Here is a 24,248-nt window from a genome sequence, read left to right as displayed (position 1 = left end):
TCTGGAAAGGTTGAAAAAGTACACTATCAGTGGGAAAAGAAAAAAAATCCCGCAAATCTATTATATCAAGTCTCATATGATTGCGTAACAGAGAGTTGTAGTCCCTTAAGGATTAAATCTAGATAGCTTATAAACTTATAAAAACACACAAAGTGCTTCTACATGAGACCATGGGAGCACTTTTCTCTAATTAGGCAGCGCATCCCAACAAACTATTTTGCCGAGCTTCCAATATCCTTACATTTACTATTTTATCTTTGTATTTATCGTCAGGATCATCAACGCATACTGATTGCATGTATGGGCTTTTACCAATAATTTGATTTTGGTGTTTACCTTTTTTATCACTAAATAGAACAGATACAGTTTTGCCTATCATACTCTGGTTAAATTCAAGTTGTTGTTCACTAATTAATTTCTGTAAACGAAGAAGGCGCTCTGTTTTAACCTCTTCTGGTACTTGATCTTTTCTTTCCGCCCCTGGCGTTCCTGGCCTTGGGCTATATTTAAAACTATAAGCCTGAGCATATTTTATTTTTTCTACTAATTTCATAGTTTTTTCAAAATCTTTTTCAGTTTCTCCAGGAAAGCCAACGATAAAATCAGAAGAAAATTCAATTTCAGGTTTCAATTTGCGCAATCTGTCTATTATTCCCAAATATTCCTCTGCCGTGTGTTTTCTATTCATTGCATGCAATATTTTATTCGAACCTGACTGCACAGGTAGGTGAACAAACGGCATGAGTTTTGATTCCTCCGCATGTACCAAGTAGAGAGATTCGTGCATATCTCTTGGATGAGAAGTTGTGTAGCGGATTCTTTCTAGCTTTTCAATTTTAGCAATGTGACTAATTAATTTTCCTAAATCCCACACCTCTCCTTCGCACTCTCCATGATAAGCATTAACATTTTGACCGAGCAAATTGATTTCCCTTGCCCCATTTACAACTAACTTCAATGTTTCACGGAATATTTCATTTACTGGTCGTGAATACTCAGCCCCGCGTGTATATGGTACCACACAAAACGTACAAAATTTATCACAACCTTCTTGTATGGCAAGAAACGCAGAAGACCCCTGGCTATTGCCATAGCATTCATCTGGCAATTTATCAAACTTCGCAACTTCTGGAAAATCAGTATTTATTACATGACCTTTACTTCTGCTTGCTTTGACTATTAACTCCGGTAAAGCAGAAATACTCTGCGGACCAACAACAATATCAACAAAAGGAGCCCTTCTGAACACTTCTTCTCCCTCTGCTTGCGCTACACATCCAGCCACCACTATGGTCATTTCCTTATTTTTTTGTGATGAATGGATTCTTCCAAGCTCTGAGTAAAGCTTTTCTGCTGCCTTTTCTCTAATATGACAAGTATTTAATATCACCAAATCAGCTTGTTCTGCATCACTAACAACGTTGAACCCTAAAGGCTTAACTATATTCTCCATTAAAATGGAGTCATAAACGTTCATCTGACAGCCGTAAGTTTTAATATATAGGCCTTTCATATTTAAAATTCTTCACACAAATTCTAGCAAATTATACGAAAAACTGAATTCTAGTACAACAGCCAATAAAGATTGCTTGACAAACCTTCTCGCTTTCCTTACTCTAACAGTAGAGGTATTTTAAGAGCTCAAAAATCTATCTTCGTCTGCAGACTTTTCAGTCAATTTTTCAAAAAAAAACGTAGTGTATCTTCTTCAGCACGTGTTCAAATTCTGTTGTATGTGCGCTGCATTTTCTTTCTAATCTTTCAGGAGGATTTTATGTCCAGAATTCCAGATACTTAACCTTTATTCTTAAGCTAAAAACCGATTGGTACCTATGGTTTTTATAAAGAAAGTGCAAAAAATACTTTAAAGAATATGAAATAAAGGTAGAAAAGGTTTGAGTAACCAAAAACTGTTTCCAGGCATAAATTTGTTATGTATACCAAAAAGTAATTACACTAATATAATATTCACACTTATATGCTAATATAGATATAATACTAATTAAAGAGCATGTTATGCAAGAAGAAGTATCAGATTTTACAGATGCTCTTTGTCAAAATAAATGTGATTCCTTTCGAGTGACACTCTCCTATATCTTTCTTTAGGTTATACAGAAGTCTAACACAATTATAGAACAAGCGTAAAAGTTCTGGTAAAGTAGTTTTATTTACAAAAAATATGCTACTTGATATTGAAAAACGCAGCATAACAAATGCACTGTGGAAGTTACAAGAAGCAGATCAAAGGGAGATTTTTACTCTTATACAGAGATTTGAGTTGCCAGAAATATTAGCAAGAATATTAGTTGCTCGTGGTGTTAACATAGAAAATGCACATGACTTCTTACACCCACTAATCAGATCGCTATTACCAGATCCCTTTCACCTCCTTGATATGGATAAAGCTGTTTCTCACATAATAAAAGCAATAAACAATAATGAGAATATTGCAATATTTGGTGATTACGATGTTGATGGTGCAACGTCATCAGCATTGATTAATAGGTACCTAAGAGCGATTGGAACACGCTCTATAATCTATATTCCAGATCGTGTTGATGAGGGCTATGGATTGAACACAGATGCTTTATTACAACTTAAAAAGAATGGTATTGATTTATGTATTTCTGTTGATTGCGGTACGCTTGCATATCAACCAATAGAAGATGCAAAAGTCTTTGGACTTGATATTATAGTTGTCGACCATCACCTTGGAACAGAAAAATTACCAAGTGCTGTAGCAGTTGTTAATCCCAACCGCCTTGATGAGAGCTCTCCTTATAATAACTTAGCAGCAGTTGGAGTGTCATTTCTGCTAATTGTTGCTCTTAACAGAATCCTACGTGAGCAAGGATTTTTTACCAACAAAAAAGAACCAGATTTATTTGATCTACTGGATTTGGTTGCTCTTGGAACTGTTTGCGATGTTATGCAGATTACAGGCCTAAATAGGGCTTTTGTTTTACAAGGATTAAAAGTTATGTCAGCAAGAAAAAATGTTGGCTTACGTGTTTTGTTTGACGCTTTGGGAATCCTTGAAAAACCAAGTGTTTCACGATTAGGGTTTAGTATTGGGCCATGTATAAATGCCGGAGGAAGAATTGGAGAAGCATCGCTCGGTGCAAGGTTGCTTTCCACCGATGATGATGATGATGCACATTCAATCGCGCTAAAACTAATAGATTTGAATAATGCAAGAAAAATGCTAGAAAATGAGGCTATTTTGGAAGCCACAACACAAGCGGAAAATTTTGCCCACTTAGGTGTAAATTTTATAATGGTAAGTGGTAATTGGCACCAGGGAATAATTGGTATCATTGCATCAAAACTAAAAGAGCAGTTTCACTTACCAACGATAGTGATATCTTTAAACAATGGAATAGGAAAAGCAAGCTGTAGGTCAATTTCTGGAGTAGATATTGGTGCTGCGGTTCTTTCTGCAAAATTTACCAACCTAATCATTGAAGGTGGTGGTCACAGTATGGCAGCAGGATTTTCGATTGAAGAAGATAAAATAAGTGATCTACATGATTTTTTTACTGAAAGATTTGCAAACTCCACAAACGATAAAACTATAAAAGCTGATGGTATAGTAACAGCTAAAGCAATAAACTTATCCCTTTGGAATCAACTGCAGCGCTTAGAGCCATTTGGAGCTGGCAATCCTGAACCAAGATTCATCATTCAAGGGGCAAAGATAAGAAAGCCGGAAGTTATAGGAGTTGACCATATAAAATGTTTTATTGCTGACGATAATGTTATGGTCAAAGCTATTGCGTTTCGCTGTGCAAATACTGAGCTCGGCTCTGCTATTATGCAGGGTAATGTTAAAGCCATTTTGGGTAAAATCTCTATGAATTACTGGAATGGCAATGAATTTATACAATTTATGATAGAAGATGTCTTAACCATTAGTTAAGTTACTATTTTAAAATAATTACCTATCAATCTCACCAAAGACTATGTCGAGTGAACCGATAATTGCTGCAATGTCAGCAAGCATGTGTCCTTTTGCCATGAAATCTAAGGCCTGTAAATGCGCAAAGCCAGGTGCTCTTATTCGACATCTATAAGGTCTATTGGTACCATCTGAAACTATATATACTCCAAACTCACCTTTTGGCGCTTCAACAGCCACATATGCCTCACCTTCTGGCACATGATATCCTTCTGAATAAAGCTTAAAATGATGAATCATAGCCTCCATAGATTCTTTCATTTCTGCTCTTGGCGGTGGAGAAATTTTTCTATCTTCAGTTTTTATTGACCCTTCAGGCATCTTCTCTATGCATTGCTTCACCAAGCTGATAGATTGTCTGATCTCCGCCATTCTTACTAAATAACGGTCATAACAGTCACCATTTTGGCCAATTGGTATATCGAAATCTAATTGGTCATATATCTCATATGGCTGGCTTTTTCGCAGATCCCAAGCAAGCCCAGCAGCACGGAGCATTGGTCCACTAAAGCCCCAATCAAGCGCCTGTTTTATTGATATTTCACTAATTCCTACAGTGCGTTGCTTCCATATCCTATTTTCCGTTAAAAGTTCATCAACATCATCTATATACTTTGGAAATTGCTCTATAAATTTTGCAATATCTTCAATCAAACCTTCTGGGATATCTTCTGCAAGTCCACCTGGCCTTATATAAGCTGCGTGAAATCTTGCACCTGAGGCCCTTTCATAGAACTCGAGTATTTTTTCTCTCTCTTCAAAGAGCCATAAAAGAGGAGTCATCGCCCCAACATCAAGTGCTTGGGAAGAGATATTTAGTAAATGATTTAGTATTCTTGTCAGCTCACAAAATAGAACACGCAAATATTTTGCCCTAATCGGAACTTCGCACTGCAATAATTTCTCTACACATAACGAATATGCATGCTCTTGTGACATTGGTGACACATAATCAAGGCGGTCAAAATAAGGCAGAGCTTGAAGATACGTTTTATGTTCTATTAACTTCTCAGTGCCACGGTGCAAAAGCCCAATATGGGGATCTGCCCTCTCGATCACTTCACCATCCATCTCTAAAACAAGACGTAACACCCCGTGTGCAGCTGGGTGCTGAGGGCCAAAATTTAGCATCATTGTCTTTAGATCAGGCATGCTTTGGTAGCTTAAGGTATTGGAATTGTATAGGGTAAAATGTGCTTAAAGTCAATAGGCTTCTTGTACAAGCTATAACTCATCGTTACAATAGAAAAACTCTCAAAAACTTCACCACTTCTTCATAATCTGATAGACAATGTTTATGTGTCACATACAATTATTGCACTTATGTTGATCAAGGCAGCGAAATTATGTATAGATAATTTTGATTGAGAAATAGTTTTTCTACTATATAAATTCTACTTTAGAGTAATCAAAATTAATGAAAGACAATAAATATAGTTTAGGTTTAAGGATCATTCATTGGTTAATGTCTGCTTTTATTATTGGCATGCTTTGTTCTGGGCTGTACATGAAAAGTTTGCCGATTAGCAGTGAAATTAAATTCAGCATATACGCTGTTCATAAGGCTTGTGGTATCACCGTTCTTGGATTAATTATAGTACGTATATTTTTTCGCGTCTTTACTTATGTTCCGCCATTACCAGCCAATTTTTCTCGATTTGTAATCAATGCGAGCAAAACGATACACTTTGGTTTATATGCTTTGATGGTGCTAATGCCACTATCTGGTTATGTCATGTCTTCTGCTTCTAGCAAAGAGATCAAATATTTTTTCCATATCCCTTTATTAATTAACCATAATGAAGATCTAGCTAGTGCAGCTAATCAGTTACACTCGATACTTGCATATTTTATGATACTCTTTATAGCCTTGCATATAATTGGTGCTTTAAAACACACATTTATAGATAAACAAAACATTTTTAAACGTATGATATAGGTTATATGTTAAGTAGCCTCTGGAAAAAAGGAACAAATTTTCTCGGTAGTGAGTTTGCCATAATGGGTGGTGCTATGAGCTGGGTTTCAGAGAGAAATTTGGTTTCAGCAATCTCAAATGCTGGTGGATTTGGCGTGATTGCTTGCGGTGCAATGTTTCCAGACTTACTGAAAAAAGAAATCATAGAGACACAGAAATTAACTAACAAACCATTTGGTGTAAATCTAATTACTATGCACCCAAAGTTGAGTGAGTTGATAGATGTGTGCATTGAAACGAAAGTAAGCCATATAGTGCTTGCCGGTGGACTACCAACGAAGCCTAATATAGAAAAAATCAAGAGTGCGGGCATTGAAGTTATGTGTTTTGCACCAGCATTAAGCCTCGCGAAAAGGTTAGTAAAAATGGGAGTAGATGCGTTAATAATAGAAGGTATGGAAGCAGGAGGACATATCGGTCCTGTTAGCACTTCTGTTCTCGCACAAGAGATATTACCTCATTTTAAAAATGAGAAAACACCGGTGTTTGTTGCAGGTGGAATAGGAAGAGGCGAAATGATAGTGAACTACCTAGAAATGGGAGCAAGTGGCTGTCAAATAGGTACATTATTTGTCTGCACGAATGAGTCAATCGCTCACAAAAATTTTAAAGAAGTATTCATCAAATCAGCTGCGCGTAATGCTGTATCTTCTGTGCAGATTAGTGCTGATTTCCCTGTAATTCCAGTAAGGGCTATAGTTAACAAAGCAAGTGACGATTTTATGGAGCATCAAAGAGACATTATTGATAAATATCAAAATGGAGAAATCTCAAAAGAAAATGGGCAGCTTGAAATAGAAAAGTTCTGGGCTGGAGCCTTAAGAAGGGCAGTAATTGATGGAGATGTTGAAACAGGATCTTTAATGGCCGGTCAAAGTGTTGGCATGGTTGATAGAGAAAAGCCTGTAAAAGAAGTGATAGATATGTTAGTTCAACAGGCAAGCAATTATGTTGAAATGTAAAATCAGTAATCAGCAAAGAAAATAGTTAGCAAATTGCTATAATTATCCGCAATAAGGCATAACTGCCCAGTTTTAATGTAAAATTAACGCTAAAGAGGTATTCATACATTTTATTTATATGAGAGGAATGTTATGTTTGATTCATCATATGAGAAAAGAGTGCTATTTGATAGCGCAGTAGGAAACAATACTTACTCATCTACTAGCGATCCTATCAGAAGTTCACAAATCTCAGATAAGAGAAAGGAGAAAACAGGGAATTCTTCAGCATCAAAAACGAAAGAGTTGCACGAAATTATACACAAAAAGGTCACAAAAAAAAGACATAATCATGAAAATCTAAAAAAGGGAGATGGAACTATCGCAAAATGCATAGAGTTGTTCAACAAAGGAGCTGATCCGAACATATTAATTAAATTAGAAAAATTACTGAGAGAGCAAGAAAAATATTATAATTATTACACCGAGAAATTTCTTCCAGCATTGGAAAAAGAAGTGATAGAGTCAGAGGAATTAATGAAACCTTCAGTACTTAACAATGAAGAAAAATCATCACAAAGATCACCAACAAGAAGAGGAAAAATATTAGGAATAATTTTAGAGATTACAGGGATTACTAATAAAAGTAGTGACAAAAATCATTCTAGTAGCACTATTCAAAATCAAAAAAGTCGTAAAAACAATCAAACAGATAGGCAAGATAATGCTATGGGATTATTTAAGAAAAAAAGTTTTCCTGCTGAAGTTCCAAATTCTACAAGTTCGGACATGACTCCTCAGGAAGAGGATTCTGCAGGCAAGGGTGTAAGTGGAATAGGAATCTCTGGAACATATAATTCCTTGAGAAGTTTAGATAGTTATGATGCTTCAACAATTCTTACATCAAAACAATCGCAAGCAAGAAAGAAGATCACACAATCACAATTGAATAGTCAATCTGATCTTTCGATTGATAGTAAAGATTTAAAAAATGAAAAGCCTAATATAACTGTGAATGCTGTAGAAGTGCCAAGTGGTGCAAATACTTCTAAACTCAGTAGTAGTAGTGATTTAGATAGTCGAATAAATTCATCTAGCTTGGCATCAAGTAGCAGAAGGAACAGCTTAACTTCAGTAACAAGCATTTCATCTGAGGAAAGTGTACACTTAAAATTAAACCCTGCTGAGGAAGATAATAGTTTGCAACTAGAAGATGAAGGAAAAACAAAATTAGCACATCCGAACAAAACAAGGCCCAAAGGCCCAAGCGGAAGAAGATCCCCTTCTAAACATTATAAGAAGACTGAAGAAGGGCCTCATTGTGTGATCGCAGTGACAGGCAGTAAGGTAAAAGATACAATGCAATCCAATAATTATGAAAATAATAGTAAAATCAAAAACAAAAATCTTCACGTCGCACTTGTAACAAGTTCTGCTCTCTTAGCAATAGGGTGCATTGTTGCAGGAGCAATGACATCAGGATTAGTAGGAGCAGGACTGTTTGTGGTGGCTGCAGTGTTTGCTACAGCTGCTGCTGCTGAATTGTGTTCAAATATTCTGTCAAGTAAATTGATATCCATTAGTGTGAGTCCTCTTGTTGATAATAAAGGGCTAACACAGTGATAAAAGTTAAATATGAGTTACTTATGGTGAGCAAGTGAATTCGGTTCTTGCCTATTGATGTAAAAATTGTTACAGTTAAGGAGTATCTTAAAGGTATTTAGCTGATGCGTATTCAATTGGGTAGAGTTTTTGCTATTGTAGCCCTGTTAAGTTTTATCTTCATGTCATGTTCTAGCAAAGCAAGTGATGAATTGAAAAATATACCAGGAACGTTGAAAGAACTTATTTCTTCATTTTCAGTTAAAGATACTATGGAAAATATGAATCCTTCGACAATTATAGGGTTATGTATAGCTACAGTGATACTTGCAGTAGTGTTCAGAGGTCTAATTTTCTTCATGATACTGTTTGGTGTACTGATCATGATGTTTGGGAGTACAGAAAAAGCAACAGATTACTTGAAAGAAAAATTCAACTTTGCAAAAGATATAAAATTACAGCCCGACAGCGAAAAAAAAGATAAAAATTAAGATAGTATTTTTATGTTTTTTAATTATCTTTTTATTGAATACACATAATGTTGTATGCAACCAAAAGTACCGGCCACTAGCTCTAATTCTGAAAAAAAGAACAATTTAGCGTTACTAGAAAGTATTAATTTAGATTTTATCCCTTATGCTTGCCACTACGATGAAGAAACTATACTAACAAAACAGGGAGAATTGTTAAAAATAATCAAGTTAGAAGACTATTCTTCAGTTGATAACTATGGTGATCTTAGAACTGAAATTAGAAAAAGTATATCAAAAAATATCCAGAGTTTATATTTTACAGTTTGGATTCACACTGTCCGTAAGCGCAATAAACTGAGCTTACAGTGGAATAAAACTGCAGACTTTTCCGATCAGCTACACTCAACGTGGTTTAATAAACTAGTTGATAGTAAACTACAGTATATAAATGAGTTATACATTGTGGTGTTACTTAGTGATTTTGGCAAACATATTAATAATGCATTTTTTTTTGGCAGGATAAAGAATAGGCACAAGTTATTTTTACAAAAAAATCATCAAGAATTACAAAAAATAACTGACCTGATTCAAAAAGATTTAGAACCTTTTGGAGCTAAAAAACTGGGCCTTAGGTCTAGTGAAGGCAAAATATATTCTCAAATGATGGAATTTCTCCATTACATTATTACATTAACGCACAAAGATTATCCAATATGTGAAAGGGATCTATCGCAGCATGTTAAAAATTTAAAAGTAGCTTTTGGTTTCAATAAATTTCAAACATCGTTTGAAGGTCAACAGAAGTTTGGTTCTATTTTTTGCATAAAGGAATATCGAGAAATCCCCTTAGAAAATATAGATAGGTGTTTGCAACTTGACTCTGAGCTTATCATCACAGAAATAATAATATTTACTAGTAATAATAAAGCAGTAAAAGAATTCAAAAAACAAATTAATATACTGCAAATCAGTGAGGACAATACCTTACTTCAAAACTCAGGAATAAATGAAATAATAGAGCTTGAAAAAATTTCTGCTATGGATTTTTGTCAACAGAAAATTATTGTTACAATCTTTGCAGATGATAAGAATAGGTTAGCTAAAAATATCAGCGATTTATCCTCTGTAATGTCGTTAATCGGGTTGATGATGTTTAGAACTGATCTGCACATGGAAAATCATTTTTGGGCACAGCTTCCTGGAAACTTTGCTTTTGTTACACAACCAAAAAATATATTAGAAAAATATGCTTGCAGCTTTGCTATGTTGCATGATTTTACATCAGGTACGTTAAAAGGAGGAAGATGGAAAGAAGCAGTAACAGTTTTTTTTTCAAAAAAAGGCAGTCCTTACTTTTTTAACTTTCATGGAAAGAAAAATAATGGTCATACCACAATACTTGGAGCTCCAAATTCAGGTAGAACCTCACTGATCAATTTCTTACTTTCGGAATCAAGAAAATTTAACCCTAGGATTGTTATATTGGATAATACTGGAAAATCAATAATATTTACTAAAGCAGTAAGCGGCCAATATTACATAATTGATCCAAAATATAAAGATAAAAGTCTAAAATTTAACCCACTGAACATTGAAGATAGTGCTTCTAATCGCAATATGCTTGTTGAATTGATCAAAAGGATGGTTGCAGATGCAAGTTTGGTAGACGTAGAAGAAAAGACAAAAAAAATTGTAGATTCTATATTTGCTATACCAAGAGAATCGCGATCTATTTCTCAAATTTCTGAAGTGCTTTTACTTCTTGGAGGCAAAATAAGTAAATGGTGTGGTGAAGGTGAATTTGCTTACTTATTCCAAGATGGTGATGAGTCAGATATTGACTGGGGAACAAAAACTATATCCCTCAATACTGCAAATCTCACTAAGCAAAAAGAATGTATGTCCGTGATACTTTACTATTTCTTATACTCTTTCGAAGCAAAATGTGATAGCTCACCTGCAATACTTGTTTTGGATGAAGCATGGGAGATAAGTAATATTTTTCCTACAGAGGGAGAGTTTGACGACTGGATGCAAAGAATGACAAAGTTAAATGTTGTAGTAATTCTAAGTACTGAAAACTTAAACCTAGCATTTGCTAGCAAGTTTACTCAATATTTAGATAAGCATGTCGATACGAGAATCCTGATGCCGAACATAAATGCAAACAGGTTATACATGAAAGCATTTTCTCTGTCGAAAGAGGAACTGAATGTCATTTTGCAAACACCAACACAGGAAGGTTTATTTTTGATAAAGCAATACAAAGGTTTAGTAACTTTAAATCTAGATTTGAAGAATATGAAAGAAATACATGTACTTTCAGCTAATAAAGAGACTATAAAGTATATGTATGAAGCAATAAAGGAAAAAGGCGAAAAAGTGAGTAAGTGGTTACCGGCGTTCTATGAAAAATGTAAAGCTTAATTTTTTATTGATATTCTCCTTGATATTTTGTCTTTCTTATCAAGGATATGCTGATTGTCCGTATTTTGTAAAGAGCAATACTGAACTTGAGGTTGTAGGAAATAAAACAGGAAAAGGTATTGCAAATTTTTTTAAAGGCAAGTGGAGCGATTTAGACTTTGACAAAAAATTATTGCAATTTATTAAAGTTACAGCAGTAAATAATCAGGGACCAGAAGGTTACTTCGATCCAAAGATTAAGGTCTGCAATTACGAAGGGAACGACAACTGTTATATATTATCCAGTGGAACATCTTGCCACAAAATATATGGCACACAAGCCACAGGTGCTGGAGTTTCTGCAGCAGCTTTTATCGATTGGGAAGGAGATAAAATGTTAGCTGATGGAACAATTAAGACAGATAACAGTAAAGAAATCAAAGAAGGAATTGCGAAACGCCTTGAATGGGAATGGGCAGATGGTGTTACTGATGAAGAAAAAGTAAAATTTGTTAATGCCCCTAAAATATGCGCTTGTAGTCAAAAGGGGGCTTGTATGTCAGGAATTTCTTCATGGGGCTCTAGAGTATTTTCTGGGGAAAATATTTTTCGTCCTGGAGAGATGGAAAAAGCTTGTGATACATGCTATCAAACAAAAGTAAAGTGTGCCCCTGTGCAACTTGCACCTGGTCCACCTCCATTTTGTGAACAACTTGCAATGTCACCACCACAAGTTAGAATTGTTCCTATAACAAATGAAGAAAATGATTATTTCCATCCAAGAGTTGGAGTCATTATTGGTGAGCTGAAAGAAAGAAGGGAGATATATGTTCCATCTGCTGTTTCAAATCACAAGAATATTCCAAGTTGGACATATCCTATTCCAGATAAAGATACTATCCATTATTTCAAAACCTATAGAAAGAAAGATCAGCTCTGCGCTGAATATTATGGTACTGAAAAAGAAGAATCAAAAAGAAAATTACAATTTCCTGCTCGCTGCTTCCCAGCGCCACCTGCTCCAAAGATTGAAGAAGTGAGCATACCAAAGCCTAATGAGGGTAAAGGCGAAAATACGCTAAAAGTAAAAATGAAGATGAGTGAGAACGTTTGTACTTATGACGCACGTGGAACTCACAGTAATGGCATCTGTACTTTTTATGTTAGTAAAAATTCTCCTACATATGTTGGCCATCTACCTTTAAAAGTAGTAAAGCCAGCAATAGTGGCAAAAACAACTGATAGCAGTAACAGTAAAAGCGACATCGATAGCGTAATAGAAGGTATATTAAAAAATAATTCGCAATTTGAAGTTCTAGAAAAATATGGGTATGTTCCCGATATCGAAGCAGAATGTAAAGAGCTTCAGAATGGTAAGTGCAAACTAGATGGCTCAGGATATCCAAAAGTAGAAATAAAATATAAAGAAAATCCTAAAAGTAAAATGCTATGCCTTTCTGGTTGGCAGCCAGAACCGGAGGAATTCGTTCTTGAAAAAGGAAGTGAGCTAATATCACTGAAGTCAATGAGAGCAAGCTATGCTAAACACAATACTGTTTACTCGAAAGAATCAAATCAATCTTATTATTTTCCTTGCAAAAAAGGGGGAATTATTGAATTAGTTGATGTTTTAGCAAAGCCACAAGATGCACTAAATAAAATAATATTCAATAAGAAAGGATATATTTCTATTCCTGAAGAAAATAAGCCTAGAGACAATTGCATGGCAAAAGAGGATAAAGAGGTAGATACAAAACAAAATTGTGACAAATGCAAAATAGTATATGAGTTAACAGATGGAAAGTATGAAGAAAAAAACTGTAATCACGGTGATGATGGTTGCCTCTGCTTTGATGGAGTATGTAGTCGCTCAACACAGTATTTAGATAAGAATGATAAACTATTTTACTTAAGATATGAGGAAGTGGATTGCAAGGATAAGGATGGTAAAACAGTAAAAAACGAGAAAGGTGAAATACAAAAGTGCACACAATTAAAAAATCAACCGATTAAAGCAAATAGAACAGAAGTCTTTTATGCTGATACATTGTGTAGGTTCGATTTAGAGGGTTTAAAAAAGAGATTACGTGAAATAATAATAGCACAATTGAAACATAAGAAGCAGATTATTGAAAACAGGGATCAAAAACTTTATGAGCTTGGAGATGGCTATACAGATGATCTGTCAATGTATGATTACGTTGAAATAGAAGCATGGGGAGGTGGTGAAGCTGGTCATATAGCTGATAAAGCTCAGTCTACTATAAGTAGACTAGGAATGCCAGGTGATTACATTAAAGCTAAACTAAAAATCAACCCCAATTATCCCTATATTAAAGTAAAAGTGACAGAAGGAGGTGGTGGACAAGAAGATGATGAATCTAACAAGGATGGGGGACCAACTTTAATAAAAATGTGCAGAGACTCTTCAGAAACAATTTGTAAAGATTTAATTACTGTTGCAGGCGGAGGTACATACAGAACCTATGGGGGAAAGAATTACAAAGATACAATAATTCATGAACAAAGTTTAAAATTAAAAGAAGAAATTAAGAAAGGTGACAAGCTAAACTCTAGTAAAGATAATAAAATAGCATATATAGAAAATGGTGAGATTGGGTATAAAGATGTAACAAAATGTAGTAAAAACTACGTGAATAAAACATATGGTGCTGGTGGTTGTATCAACGAAAGCAGCAAAAGTTATAGCAAGGGCGCTCCTGGTTACGCAAACATTAAACCTATATTTGAGGAAATTAATGAAAAAAGAGTAAAAAAAATAGATGATGCTATTGAAAAAATGATACAAAATCCAGATGATATCACAGGTATTGATGATTCCTTAATAAATAAACTTGATCAAAAGATTATTGATACAATTAAAGAAGAAATTAGAAAAGAATTGTTAGGATTATAGTCAAAGGACCCTGATGGTTGCAAATGGGGTAAAGTTGAATTTACATCACTGAGAGTATCTGTTCAGGTGCATGTCAAACCAGTGTTTCTTTTCTTGTATCTCAGTTCCCATAATGTCATCCCAGTGCGTGACACCCATTTCTTTCTAGTGCTTCCTTCCTTGTCATCACAGCTTCCATAATGTCATTCCAGTGCTTGACACTGGAATCCATGTAAATTTAACTGGACGCCAATGTCACAAACTAGTTTTCTCATCTATCTTATTTTGCTACTCTGCTGAACAGATACGTCAATTTTATCTACTGATGAGCTAGGTTTGTTGTTCTTCACATGTTGTGACAAAAGCTCCTTAACTCCTTTTTTCACAAGAAGTACTGAATTTGTATCCTTTTCAAGCATAAAAACTGTAGAGTTTTCAATTATCTCAGCTATTTGTAAAGGAGTATCTCCTGAATGGTTTTTAATATTAGCATCAGCTCCTTTTGCTAATAGTAATCTTGCTATTTCTTTGCGGCCTGTTATAGCTGCTATATGTAGAGGTGTATTGCCAATCTTATCGCCAATATTGACATTTATTCCTTCTATACTAAGTAATAACTCAACTATTTTCTTATGGCCATTCTTGATAGCTACACTTAAAGGATCTCTATCGACATTACAGCCATTGACCTTAGCACCATTATCAAGAAGCAACTTGACTACTGCTTCATGCCCATTCTGAGCAGCTAGATACAAGGGTGTGACATTATTTTTTTTATCTACTATGTTAACATCAGCATTTTTTGTGCTAATTAATAGTTCAACTATTTCAGTATGTCCGTTCTGAGAGGCTAAGTACAGAGCTGTTATACCAAATTCATTGTCTTTAGCATCAATCTTAATTTCTTGAGTATTAAGTAACACCTTTACAACTTCTACAAGTCCATTTTGAGCAGCAATATGTAAAGGTGTCTTACCATCAGTACAGTCTTTTATATTGGGATCAGCTCCCGCTTTAATTAACTCCTCTACTATAGCTTTGCTTTCAGCTACAACAGCAAAGTGTAAAACTGTACTGCCTTTAGTAGTTCTTGCATGAATATTAGCTTCTTTACTGATTAGTAACTTTACTAAGTCTAAATGTCCTGAATAAACAGCAAAATGCAAGGCTGTAAATCCTTTTTTATCCTTGATATTGATATCAGTTTTTACATTAAGTAATAACCTAACTTCATTTATGTTACCATTATAAGCGGCTTGATGTAATAGAATATTTTCAACCGGGAGCGATTGAGTGCTGAACATATTTACCTCTATATAATAGTATGCCTAGTGGTACTACATCAAAACAAGGAACATTCAAGAAAAATTTTTTGCATCTGGCAATCTATTTTCTCTATTCTAATATATACAAACTCTTTAAACCCAACTTGTAATCAGGATAAACTAGAGAGACACCAAGGTCTTTTTTAATTTTAGTATTGCTTACTTTTTTTGACCCTAAATAAAAACCCCGTGCGTAATTTGGTACGGAAGAGATCTCAACTGGCTCTGGAGGGCTAATATTGAGAAGCTCGGCTGCATACGTGACCACTTCAGATTGCGTAGCAGGTAAATCATCTGCACAATTGTATATCTCATAAGGCTTTATATTTTGCATGGAAGAAAATAAAATATTCGATATATCTTCAACATGAACACGAGAAAAAATTTTTTTCACATTTCTTGCTTTGCCAAGCTGCAGGTCAATTAGCGCATTTCTACCAGGACCATATATCCCAGCCAAACGAAAAATATGTACAGGCAATTTGCTACTTAGCCACTTCTTTTCAGACTCAAGGCGCTTTTCTCCTCTAATTTCTATAGGCTTTGTTTCAGATTCCTCATTCACCCAATTACCACAGTGGTCACCATAAACATTAGTTGCAGACAGATAACCAAGCCATTTAATATTCTCCAGACAATGACCGTATCTCTCCATAACATCATCGCCGTCTGGAGGAATAGAAACTAAAACATGCGTTACGCTTTTAAGCAGATCTTGATCAACCTTTTCATAATCAAAAAGTTGTATATCTTTATTTCTTGATGTACCGTTAACTTTCCAGCCTAAATTTAGCAATTTTTTCGATAGAAATTTAGCTACATATCCGTAACCAAAGCAAAACAAGTGCATGGAAATTAATTTCCAAAATTCTTCTTGATAAACTCAACCCCTAACCTTATTCCTTCTTCATTAATAATATGGCCTAGTCCATGAATTTGGTATCCTTGAGCGTTTACTCCATTTTCTTTCAGAGCTTTAACCGCTAAATCAAGTGAAGAAAAAGGTACCACATCATCAGCGTCACCATGAATAATACATATGTTAGGTTTTGATTTTATCTGCGGTGCAGTTTTTGAAGGCGAAAGAAATCTACCAGAATACGCAACAACTGACGCACAAGACTGAAGCCGGGTAAGAGCCACATGTATTGCAAGCATTGCCCCTTGAGAAAATCCAACTAAAGAAAGCTGAGTATCTTTTAAATTAAGCTCCTTTAATTTTGTATCAATAAAATGATTTACAATTGATGCAGCATTTTTCACCCCATTATATAGTGCTTCTTCACTACGATCCTCTAAACTAAACCACTGATAACCATCACCTATTTCCCTCTCAAACGGAGCATTCGGTACCACAAAACATGAATCGGGTAAAAATTTGCTCATAACTTTAGCAAGGTGAGCGAAATTATCGCCACTTGAACCCCAACCATGAAAAAAAATAATCAAATTTTTCTTATTTCCATTTGGACAAATTTCTTGGCTTTGTAGTTCAATCATCTCTTCATCCCTTTATGTTTATATTTAACTTTATGGTAATACTAAATTTGAGGAACAAGACCTCACTACTGCTATAGCTCTTTGATATGAATAAATACTACTTAGCTTCAACTTTCTCTATCAATTTCTTGACCAAGCCTCTCAATCTTCTGCTGGAATCATCAAGCTCTTGAATTTGTGAAGCATCTTTTCTCATGAGCTCTTTGTGATTACTCTTTATGTAATCATACATTTCCTTCATCTGAGCAATCATCTTGTTGATATCCATACCACCCATATCAGGTATCATGCTAGGCATATTTCCTTCTAGCATACCGCCAGCCATAAGTTGCTGAGACATTTGCATGAATGGCTTTAAGGTCTGTTGAAGCAAATTAGGGTCGCTTGCCAATTTTTCTATTTGCTCTTTGCAAGTATCCATGTACTGCTTCATAAATTCATCATCTTGCATTTTATCTGTCATAATTACACCTATTTGAAACTAATATTATATATTGTTTTTAATTAAAAACAATACAAGAACAACTATATTAATACTTGATTAAATGACAAATTAACTATTTTAAAGGTTCACATACTCTCTTTAACCATTCCTTATCTTTTATGCCATTTTCTATATTTTTATAAACAAATTGGTGATAGCTATTTATCCATTTAACTTCATCTTCAGTAAGCATTTGTATATCTATTAGCTTTTTATCATAAGGAACAGAGGTCAATTGTTTAAAGCTTAAAAAGACGTTTTCTCGCCTTTCAATATACATCAGATTCTCAATTCTTATTCCATACTTTCCTGGAATATAATAACCAGGCTCGTTAGAAAGTATCATGCCTGGAATGAGTTCCACTTTATTTCCTCTTGATATTGCTTGCGGTCCTTCGTGTACCGAAAGGTAACTTCCTACTCCATGTCCTGTACCGTGCATGTAATCCATTCCAAATTTCCATAAATGTATACGCGCTAATATGTCCAATTCTCCACCAGTAGTGCCAGAAGGAAAGACCGCACTTGCTATCGCAATGTGAGCTTTTAATACTATTGTGTAGTGAGCTCGTTGCTCATTGGTTGGACTACCAATTGCTATAGTTCTTGTAACATCGGTTGTGCCATCAAGGTACTGACCACCAGAGTCAATTAAATACAGCCCATCTTCTTGAATGACTTTATTTGTCTTATTGCTTGCACGGTAATGAATGATTGCTCCATTCTCGTTGAATGCTGAAATTGTTGGAAAACTCGATTGCTTAAACAAATTCTGCTCTTTTCTGTATTCTAAAACTTTTTCTTCAGCTTCAAGCTCAGTAATTTCACTGTCAATATTGTTTTCAAGCCAATATAGAAAATTTATAACTGCTACTCCATCTTTGATGTGCGCACTTATAGCTCCAGTTATTTCAGTTTGATTTTTTACTGCTTTGTGAATCAAACAAGGATCCTCCTTCTCAATTATCTGCTTATTTTCTATTAGACCTCTTTCATTACTTATTGTCATCCCAGTGCTTGACACTGGGATCCATGCTTTTTTATTTCTGGTCAAGCACTGGAATGACACCGAAGCTGATTTTTCATTTAAATAATGGTTATACAAGGGATCTATTGCATTCATAATGCTCATTGGAGTCGTGCTTGGATCTATCACCACCAAATTTAACTTATGTAGTGAATTTTCTAGCTCACTAATATCAAAAACATTTATATGGTTATCAAAATTTGCTTCTATAGTTGAATGTTCTTTATCTTGAATAAATAAATCAACATTGGCATTTTTATACAATATAGCACGACCCAATATACAAGGAGTATATTCAGCACTTTCATTTCTTAAATTTAATAACCACGAAATTGAATTTGGATCAGTCAGAAGCACTGCTTCAGCCTCTATGTTTTTAGCTACTCTTTCACATTTATCCTTACCACTCTCACCAGATACATGTGAGACTATTGTTTGTGCTTTATGACTACTATCTTTTTTAATTAAGTATGGTACTAGTTTACAAATGCCTTCATATTTTCTTATGTCCTTCATAGTAAAATATTGCGGATAGTAACCCAGTGAGGTAGTCAATGTTAAGTTTGCTTTTACCCATTTGTGTGGATCCTCTTCTTGTATATTATATACTCGAAAACTGCCCTGATCGAGCTGACTGCGAGCTTGTGTGATATAGCGTCCATCTGTAAAAAATGGGCACTTATTACTCTTTGTAACGATAAGTAGCCCATTTGTTCCCGTGAAGCCACATAACTCTGCTAACTCTTTTGAATATTCATTTAAATACTCGTCTTTAGTATGCAACATAAATGCATCAACATTTATTTCGTGCATAAAAGAGCGAAATTCTTCGATTTTTGACATGTTACGCAGAATTAGCAGCTATTTTCGTTTTCTTATTCCTAAGGTACACTAATATGCTAACTATTGCTGCTGGAGTGATGCCCTGTATTTGCTTTGCAATGCCAATTGTTGCTGGTTTTATTGATTGCAACTTCTCTATCACTTCAGTTGACAAGCCTTTAATCTGTGAGTAGTTGAAATTAGTTGGAATTTGAGTATTAACTTCCTCTTGTAGAAACTTCATATCGGCTTCTTGTCTTACTAAATAAGGCTTGTATTTTGCTTCAATTGCAACTGCTTCATATATTTCATTCTTGGCTATGCTATCAGTTATAGTGTTATTCCAGCACATGACGCTGGAATCTACATTTTTTTCAGTGTCAACTGCATCCATTCTATCATCATTCAAGTACTGGATCCCAGTGTCAGCTACTTGGATGACAGGAAGAGGTGCTTTGGTGTTATGCAAGTAGCTGACACTGGAATCCATGTTTAACTCTGGCCATATTTCTCGTAATTTATTCCAGTCAATATTTGGATAACCGAGCAAATCTAATGCTGTTTTTCTTATTCCATCATAAGATATTTTAATGCCATAGGACCTGAGCTGCTCAGGAGTAATTGTTAGGCTCTCTAATTTCTCCTCAAGTTGCTTAATGGATTTAAGTTTACCCTGCAAAACAGAGTATCTCTCATGCGACACAAGAGAGATGTCATAACCTTTTTGTGTCAATCTTCTATCTGCATTATCTGACCTGATTGCCAGTCTATATTCTGCACGCGAGGTGAATAATCTGTAAGGCTCAGCAATTCCCTTAGTGACCAAGTCGTCTATCATTACACCGATATATGAGTCTGTACGATGAAGAACAAAACTTTTTTGAGATAAAGAGAATGCTGCATTGATTCCGGCAATAATTCCCTGCCCGGCTGCTTCTTCATATCCAGTGGTACCATTAATTTGACCAGCAAAATATAGTCCTTTAACTTTCTTAGTTTCGAGAGTATGAAATAGCTCTCGTGGATCGATATAATCGTATTCAACTGCATATCCAGGTCTTAATATTTCTGCATTTTCAAGCCCTTTTATACTCTTTATCATTTCATACTGCACTTCGATGGGCAATGAATTTGAAATTCCATTTGGATATATAGTGTTATCATCAATCCCTTCTGGTTCTAGAAATATTTGGTGATTATTTTTTTCTGCAAATTTTTTAACTTTAGTTTCAATTGATGGGCAGTATCTTGGTGCAATAACGTTATCTAAATATGAAGAAGCTGATCTGTGAAGATTCTCTCGAATTACTTTGTGTGTATGTTCATTAGTATGAGTAATAAAACATGAAACCTGAGGCTGGTTAATTTTCTCTGTAAGATAAGAAAATGGTGTAGGTGGATTGTCACCCACTTGTTCTTGTAATACCGACCAGTTTATAGTGCCACGATCAAGCCTCGGTGGAGTTCCGGTACGTAATCTGCCCAGTTTAAAATCATACTTCTTTAGCGTATTTGCAAGCTCTATTGCAGGTTTATCTCCCATTCTTCCAGAAGGAGTTGTTTGCTCTCCTATATGAATCACACCACGTAAAAAAGTCCCTGTAGTCAAAACAACTCTGCTTGTCAGTATACGTTCACCTGAGTCTGTTATTACAGCTTTTATATAAGATTCTCCATTGCTATCACTTTCGATAAGAAAATCGTCAACTGACTCTTCTTTTACTGTCAAGTTGTTATAATTTAGAATAATTTCCTGTATTGCTTTTTTGTATAATTTTCGGTCTGCCTGTGCACGTGGTCCCCATACTGCTGCACCTCTGCTGCTATTTAAAATGACTGAGTGTATGCTTGCTCGGTCGATAGCTCTTCCCATTATTCCATCAAGAGCATCAACTTCCCTCACCACAACACCCTTTGCAACTCCTCCAATTGCTGGATTACAGGACATCTCTCCTATAGTTGAAATTTTATGAGTTATAAGTAGCGTGTTTGCACCAAGACGAGCTGAAGCTGCGGCTGCTTCACACCCGGCATGACCGCCACCTACTACCACTACATCGTACTTATGCATCTTCTTGAGTAATTCCTACTCTATAATATTCCAACTATCAGTGATTGATGTCAAATTTTACAGATTACAACATTGCACACTAACTTAGCTCAAACTGCCGTCTCTCTCGCAGAAAAAACTTTTTCAACTTTGGGAAAGATGATACTTTTATTAACTTCTTCTTCCGGAAAGGTAATACATTCATCTACTTCTTCTTCCTGAGATATTTTGACATATGTAGAATCTGTAATAGAAATTGCACTTACTGCAGATGTAATTGCTGTTTTATCTACACAATGCATTATAGCTACAGTTGTAAAAAGCCCTAAAATCGGTGCTATTAGACCTATTATTGTACCTATAAATGTAAATCCTATTATTGGATTAGGAAAAATAGAAGCTGCACCTGCAGTAAGTGTAATTCCAATTATAGCACTTGCAGATATAGTAATACTCAAAAGAATTGCTGCTTTTTCATGCTTTTCCCCAACAGGATCTCTTTTGCAAAACTTATATAGCAAACATCCTACGTGAAAAACCGCAATCAATGCTGGAGCTATACAACCAGCAATTCCACCTATGGCTAAAGGTGATGAAGTGTCAAAACTTAACCACCAAGATAATACTCCTAGTGCTGACACTATACTATAAGCTAACAAACAAATATACATACAATCCCTCTCACTAATTAATAGGCATCATTTTTACTCTAAATCGCAAACTTCCCCTCCGCCATCTAAATACTAAAGCAACAAGGAATGCTAACGGACGTGCAAAAATATCTAATGTTTATATTTATGTAAAGTGGAAATTTTTAGTGGGGCGAGCGACCAGGATTGAACTGGCGACATTCAGTACCACAAACTGACGCTCTACCAACTGAGCTACGCCCGCCAAGGTATAAAATTTCTAACACACAAGCATAAATAGTCAATTAATTATTTAAGCTACCTACTTTTGCATAGAGTTTTAAGTTTAGCGAATAAACATTTTCATTTATGCTTTTAGCATTATAGTTAATCGTATTGAAATCGTGATATGTTTAAAAGTATTTTCACATTTAGTTTTTTTACAGCTATTTCAAGAATTTTAGGGCTAATAAGAGATGTATTGATTGCTACAGTTATTGGTGCAACTTCTCTTGCAGATATATTCTTTTCCTCGTTTCGCTTTGCTAATTTATTTCGATCGTTTTTTGCAGAGGGAGCATTTACTACCTCATTCATACCATTATACTCTGCAGAGTCATATGATAATAAAAAGGCATTTAATTTCGCAAGTAGTGTAATATCCATTACGTTTATTATTCTAGTAATTTTTTGCCTTATCACACAAACCTTCTTCCCTTACATGATCAAAATCTTCACTCCTGGATTTGACCAAAATAAATTTACCTTTACTGTAACTTTGTCGAAAATTATGATGCCCTACATAATCTTCGTGTCAATCGCATCACTTATTGGTGGAATGTTGCAAGTAAAACAGCATTTTGCTTCAACAGCTATTTCACCAATCATTTTGAACCTCTGTTTAATCATCAGTTTGTTTTTACCTTACATTGAAACACCGGCTCATAACCTTTCTATAGCTGTCCTGATTGGAGGGATTTTGCAGCTACTTTTAATAATATTTAGTGCATACAAATTAAAGGCTTTCTTTTCTTTTAGTTTAGAATTAAGTAACGAAGTAAAATTATTTTTTAAACGTGTGATACCTGCAATTATCAACAATTGTGTAATACAAATAAGTGTATGGATTGACACAATCATGGCGAGTTTTATACCAAATGCAGTTTCTTATATATATTATGCCGATAGACTAAATCAACTACCGCAAGGAGTAATTGGCACTGCAATTGGTACAGTACTTCTTCCTCTGATTTCAAAACGAATAAATGATACTGAGAATATAGTCAAAATACAGAACAAGGCCCTTAATATAGGGTTAATATTAATTATGCCAATAACTGCTGCTTTTATCATTATTCCTGACATAATTTTACTTACGCTTTTTTCTTACGGCCGATTTGATTATTATGCAGTGCAGCAAACTGTTCCTACATTAGTAGCATTTTCTCTTTCTTTACCCGCATTTATTATAAATAAAGTATTGCTACCCACATTCTTTGCTAGGGGAAAGCTAAAAATACCAACTATGTTCTCATTAACGTGCCTTGGAATTAATGTAATACTAAATCTCATATTAATGAACAAATACCAACATATAGGAATTGCTATTGCTACTTCCATTTCCACTTGGATAAATTCTATTTTATTGATTAATTATTTAACAATAAATAAGATGTATAAGATTAGCCAAGCATTATTACTAAATATTGTAAAAATTCTCACTGCAACATTGGTTATGTCAATAGTTCTTTATCTCTCTAATTACTTATCAGCAGGGTTGTTTTTCGATAGAGGGCTAGCTCGTATTGTTTATTTAGTAACTTTAATAGCTTTGAGTGTTATTATTTATTCTAGCACTCTTTACCTAATTTTTAGAGGAAATTTGAATAATTTGAAATATGTATAAATTACACCCTTTGTATTGCTATATGTCATTTCAGCTACTATTCCAATATCCACTCCTTTCATCCCATAACCTATTCCTGTCATTCCAGCACCTATTCCTGTCATCCCAGCACCTATTCCTGTCATCCCAGTGCTTGACACTGGGATCCAGAAATTTTGTTGATTATATAATCTGGAAAACCTTATTTAAGTCACACTGGATCACAGTGTCACACACACAACTGTATGAGTGTTGTGGTTTGAGAGCAATTT

The 24,248-nt window shown here is 34.9% G+C and carries 18 protein-coding genes and 1 tRNA gene; 8 read left to right on the top strand and 11 right to left on the bottom strand.

The genetic code is table 11. The annotated features are described in order from the left end of the window. Positions 1-190: 190 nt before the first annotated feature. A complete protein-coding gene (gene miaB, locus OPR42_RS05110; RefSeq protein ID WP_265042046.1) occupies positions 191-1,513 on the bottom strand; it encodes a tRNA (N6-isopentenyl adenosine(37)-C2)-methylthiotransferase MiaB in 1,323 nt (440 codons plus the stop codon). Positions 1,514-2,179: 666 nt separating this feature from the next. Between miaB and recJ the strand changes: the two genes are divergently transcribed. After that, positions 2,180-3,919 (top strand): single-stranded-DNA-specific exonuclease RecJ, encoded by a 1,740-nt coding sequence (gene recJ / locus OPR42_RS05105; RefSeq protein WP_265042045.1) that lies wholly within the window; start codon positions 2,180-2,182, stop codon positions 3,917-3,919. Between the two features lie 18 nt (positions 3,920-3,937). On the opposite strand, the gene OPR42_RS05100 is transcribed toward recJ, so the two are convergent. Continuing rightward, positions 3,938-5,110 (bottom strand): NADH-quinone oxidoreductase subunit D, encoded by a 1,173-nt coding sequence (locus OPR42_RS05100; RefSeq protein WP_265042044.1) that lies wholly within the window; start codon positions 5,108-5,110, stop codon positions 3,938-3,940. Between the two features lie 265 nt (positions 5,111-5,375). On the opposite strand from OPR42_RS05100, the gene OPR42_RS05095 reads away from it, so the two are divergent. The 6 genes from OPR42_RS05095 to OPR42_RS05070 all read left to right on the top strand — a co-directional run bounded on the left by OPR42_RS05095 (position 5,376) and on the right by OPR42_RS05070 (position 14,275). Then, positions 5,376-5,897 carry a cytochrome b gene (locus OPR42_RS05095; RefSeq protein ID WP_213863969.1) on the top strand — a complete coding sequence of 174 codons (522 nt, stop codon included), beginning with the start codon at positions 5,376-5,378 and terminating at the stop codon, positions 5,895-5,897. A gap of 5 nt (positions 5,898-5,902) precedes the next feature. Continuing rightward, on the top strand, positions 5,903-6,898 hold the full coding sequence (locus OPR42_RS05090; RefSeq protein WP_007302056.1) for an NAD(P)H-dependent flavin oxidoreductase: 996 nt from the start codon (positions 5,903-5,905) through the stop codon (positions 6,896-6,898). 132 nt (positions 6,899-7,030) lie between these two features. Next, complete coding sequence (locus tag OPR42_RS05085) at positions 7,031-8,500, top strand: DUF350 domain-containing protein (protein ID WP_265042043.1); 1,470 nt, start codon at positions 7,031-7,033, stop codon at positions 8,498-8,500. 104 nt (positions 8,501-8,604) lie between these two features. After that, on the top strand, positions 8,605-8,970 hold the full coding sequence (locus OPR42_RS05080; protein WP_010402638.1) for a hypothetical protein: 366 nt from the start codon (positions 8,605-8,607) through the stop codon (positions 8,968-8,970). A 54-nt stretch (positions 8,971-9,024) separates the two neighbouring features. After that, positions 9,025-11,379 carry a VirB4 family type IV secretion/conjugal transfer ATPase gene (locus OPR42_RS05075; protein ID WP_265042042.1) on the top strand — a complete coding sequence of 785 codons (2,355 nt, stop codon included), beginning with the start codon at positions 9,025-9,027 and terminating at the stop codon, positions 11,377-11,379. After that, the gene (locus tag OPR42_RS05070) at positions 11,360-14,275 is read left to right on the top strand and encodes a hypothetical protein (RefSeq protein WP_265042041.1); all 2,916 of its coding nucleotides are present in this window, start codon (positions 11,360-11,362) and stop codon (positions 14,273-14,275) included. Before OPR42_RS05075 ends, OPR42_RS05070 begins: the two co-directional genes overlap by 20 nt. Positions 14,276-14,529: 254 nt before the next feature. Here the strand turns inward: OPR42_RS05070 and OPR42_RS05065 are convergent, their stop codons facing one another. The 8 genes from OPR42_RS05065 to OPR42_RS05030 all read right to left on the bottom strand — a co-directional run bounded on the left by OPR42_RS05065 (position 14,530) and on the right by OPR42_RS05030 (position 22,356). Then, positions 14,530-15,558: an ankyrin repeat domain-containing protein gene (locus tag OPR42_RS05065; protein WP_265042040.1), complete on the bottom strand. Its 1,029-nt coding sequence runs from the start codon at positions 15,556-15,558 to the stop codon at positions 14,530-14,532. Positions 15,559-15,649: 91 nt separating this feature from the next. After that, complete coding sequence (locus OPR42_RS05060) at positions 15,650-16,429, bottom strand: SDR family oxidoreductase (protein ID WP_265042039.1); 780 nt, start codon at positions 16,427-16,429, stop codon at positions 15,650-15,652. Positions 16,430-16,434: 5 nt separating this feature from the next. Continuing rightward, the gene (locus OPR42_RS05055) at positions 16,435-17,079 is read right to left on the bottom strand and encodes an alpha/beta hydrolase (protein ID WP_265042038.1); all 645 of its coding nucleotides are present in this window, start codon (positions 17,077-17,079) and stop codon (positions 16,435-16,437) included. Between the two features lie 97 nt (positions 17,080-17,176). Continuing rightward, on the bottom strand, positions 17,177-17,542 hold the full coding sequence (locus OPR42_RS05050; protein ID WP_019236690.1) for a hypothetical protein: 366 nt from the start codon (positions 17,540-17,542) through the stop codon (positions 17,177-17,179). A gap of 94 nt (positions 17,543-17,636) precedes the next feature. After that, positions 17,637-19,433 (bottom strand): aminopeptidase P family protein, encoded by a 1,797-nt coding sequence (locus tag OPR42_RS05045; RefSeq protein WP_265042037.1) that lies wholly within the window; start codon positions 19,431-19,433, stop codon positions 17,637-17,639. 1 nt (position 19,434) lies between these two features. Further along, on the bottom strand, positions 19,435-21,483 hold the full coding sequence (gene mnmG, locus OPR42_RS05040) for a tRNA uridine-5-carboxymethylaminomethyl(34) synthesis enzyme MnmG (RefSeq protein WP_265042036.1): 2,049 nt from the start codon (positions 21,481-21,483) through the stop codon (positions 19,435-19,437). An 89-nt stretch (positions 21,484-21,572) separates the two neighbouring features. After that, positions 21,573-22,133 (bottom strand): hypothetical protein, encoded by a 561-nt coding sequence (locus tag OPR42_RS05035; protein ID WP_264682943.1) that lies wholly within the window; start codon positions 22,131-22,133, stop codon positions 21,573-21,575. A gap of 147 nt (positions 22,134-22,280) precedes the next feature. After that, positions 22,281-22,356: transfer RNA gene (locus OPR42_RS05030), tRNA-His, on the bottom strand. A 144-nt stretch (positions 22,357-22,500) separates the two neighbouring features. Between OPR42_RS05030 and murJ the strand changes: the two genes are divergently transcribed. After that, the gene (gene murJ / locus OPR42_RS05025; protein ID WP_026092648.1) at positions 22,501-23,997 is read left to right on the top strand and encodes a murein biosynthesis integral membrane protein MurJ; all 1,497 of its coding nucleotides are present in this window, start codon (positions 22,501-22,503) and stop codon (positions 23,995-23,997) included. Here the strand turns inward: murJ and OPR42_RS05020 are convergent. Further along, complete coding sequence (locus OPR42_RS05020; protein WP_264375044.1) at positions 23,952-24,137, bottom strand: hypothetical protein; 186 nt, start codon at positions 24,135-24,137, stop codon at positions 23,952-23,954. The two genes, murJ and OPR42_RS05020, sit on opposite strands and share 46 nt — an antisense overlap. Positions 24,138-24,248: the final 111 nt, after the last annotated feature.

Source organism: Wolbachia endosymbiont (group B) of Melanostoma mellinum, assembly GCF_947251465.1.
GTDB lineage: Bacteria > Pseudomonadota > Alphaproteobacteria > Rickettsiales > Anaplasmataceae > Wolbachia.
The sequence above is the reverse complement of the archived record's forward strand: the minus strand, read 5'-3'. Positions and strand labels throughout refer to the sequence as shown.

Excerpts from the sequence above, each read along its gene's own strand:
- OPR42_RS05060 (WP_265042039.1), bottom strand. The coding sequence starts at position 16,429 with ATGCACTTGTTTTGCTTTGGTTACGGATATGTAGCTAAATTTCTATCG.
- miaB (WP_265042046.1), bottom strand. The coding sequence starts at position 1,513 with ATGAAAGGCCTATATATTAAAACTTACGGCTGTCAGATGAACGTTTAT.
- OPR42_RS05055 (WP_265042038.1), bottom strand. The coding sequence starts at position 17,079 with ATGATTGAACTACAAAGCCAAGAAATTTGTCCAAATGGAAATAAGAAA.
- mnmG (WP_265042036.1), bottom strand. The coding sequence starts at position 21,483 with ATGCATAAGTACGATGTAGTGGTAGTAGGTGGCGGTCATGCCGGGTGT.
- OPR42_RS05070 (WP_265042041.1), top strand. The coding sequence starts at position 11,360 with ATGAAAAATGTAAAGCTTAATTTTTTATTGATATTCTCCTTGATATTT.
- OPR42_RS05085 (WP_265042043.1), top strand. The coding sequence starts at position 7,031 with ATGTTTGATTCATCATATGAGAAAAGAGTGCTATTTGATAGCGCAGTA.
- OPR42_RS05080 (WP_010402638.1), top strand. The coding sequence starts at position 8,605 with ATGCGTATTCAATTGGGTAGAGTTTTTGCTATTGTAGCCCTGTTAAGT.
- recJ (WP_265042045.1), top strand. The coding sequence starts at position 2,180 with ATGCTACTTGATATTGAAAAACGCAGCATAACAAATGCACTGTGGAAG.
- OPR42_RS05035 (WP_264682943.1), bottom strand. The coding sequence starts at position 22,133 with ATGTATATTTGTTTGTTAGCTTATAGTATAGTGTCAGCACTAGGAGTA.
- OPR42_RS05050 (WP_019236690.1), bottom strand. The coding sequence starts at position 17,542 with ATGACAGATAAAATGCAAGATGATGAATTTATGAAGCAGTACATGGAT.
- OPR42_RS05065 (WP_265042040.1), bottom strand. The coding sequence starts at position 15,558 with ATGTTCAGCACTCAATCGCTCCCGGTTGAAAATATTCTATTACATCAA.
- OPR42_RS05090 (WP_007302056.1), top strand. The coding sequence starts at position 5,903 with ATGTTAAGTAGCCTCTGGAAAAAAGGAACAAATTTTCTCGGTAGTGAG.
- OPR42_RS05100 (WP_265042044.1), bottom strand. The coding sequence starts at position 5,110 with ATGCCTGATCTAAAGACAATGATGCTAAATTTTGGCCCTCAGCACCCA.
- OPR42_RS05095 (WP_213863969.1), top strand. The coding sequence starts at position 5,376 with ATGAAAGACAATAAATATAGTTTAGGTTTAAGGATCATTCATTGGTTA.
- OPR42_RS05075 (WP_265042042.1), top strand. The coding sequence starts at position 9,025 with ATGCAACCAAAAGTACCGGCCACTAGCTCTAATTCTGAAAAAAAGAAC.
- OPR42_RS05045 (WP_265042037.1), bottom strand. The coding sequence starts at position 19,433 with ATGTCAAAAATCGAAGAATTTCGCTCTTTTATGCACGAAATAAATGTT.
- murJ (WP_026092648.1), top strand. The coding sequence starts at position 22,501 with ATGTTTAAAAGTATTTTCACATTTAGTTTTTTTACAGCTATTTCAAGA.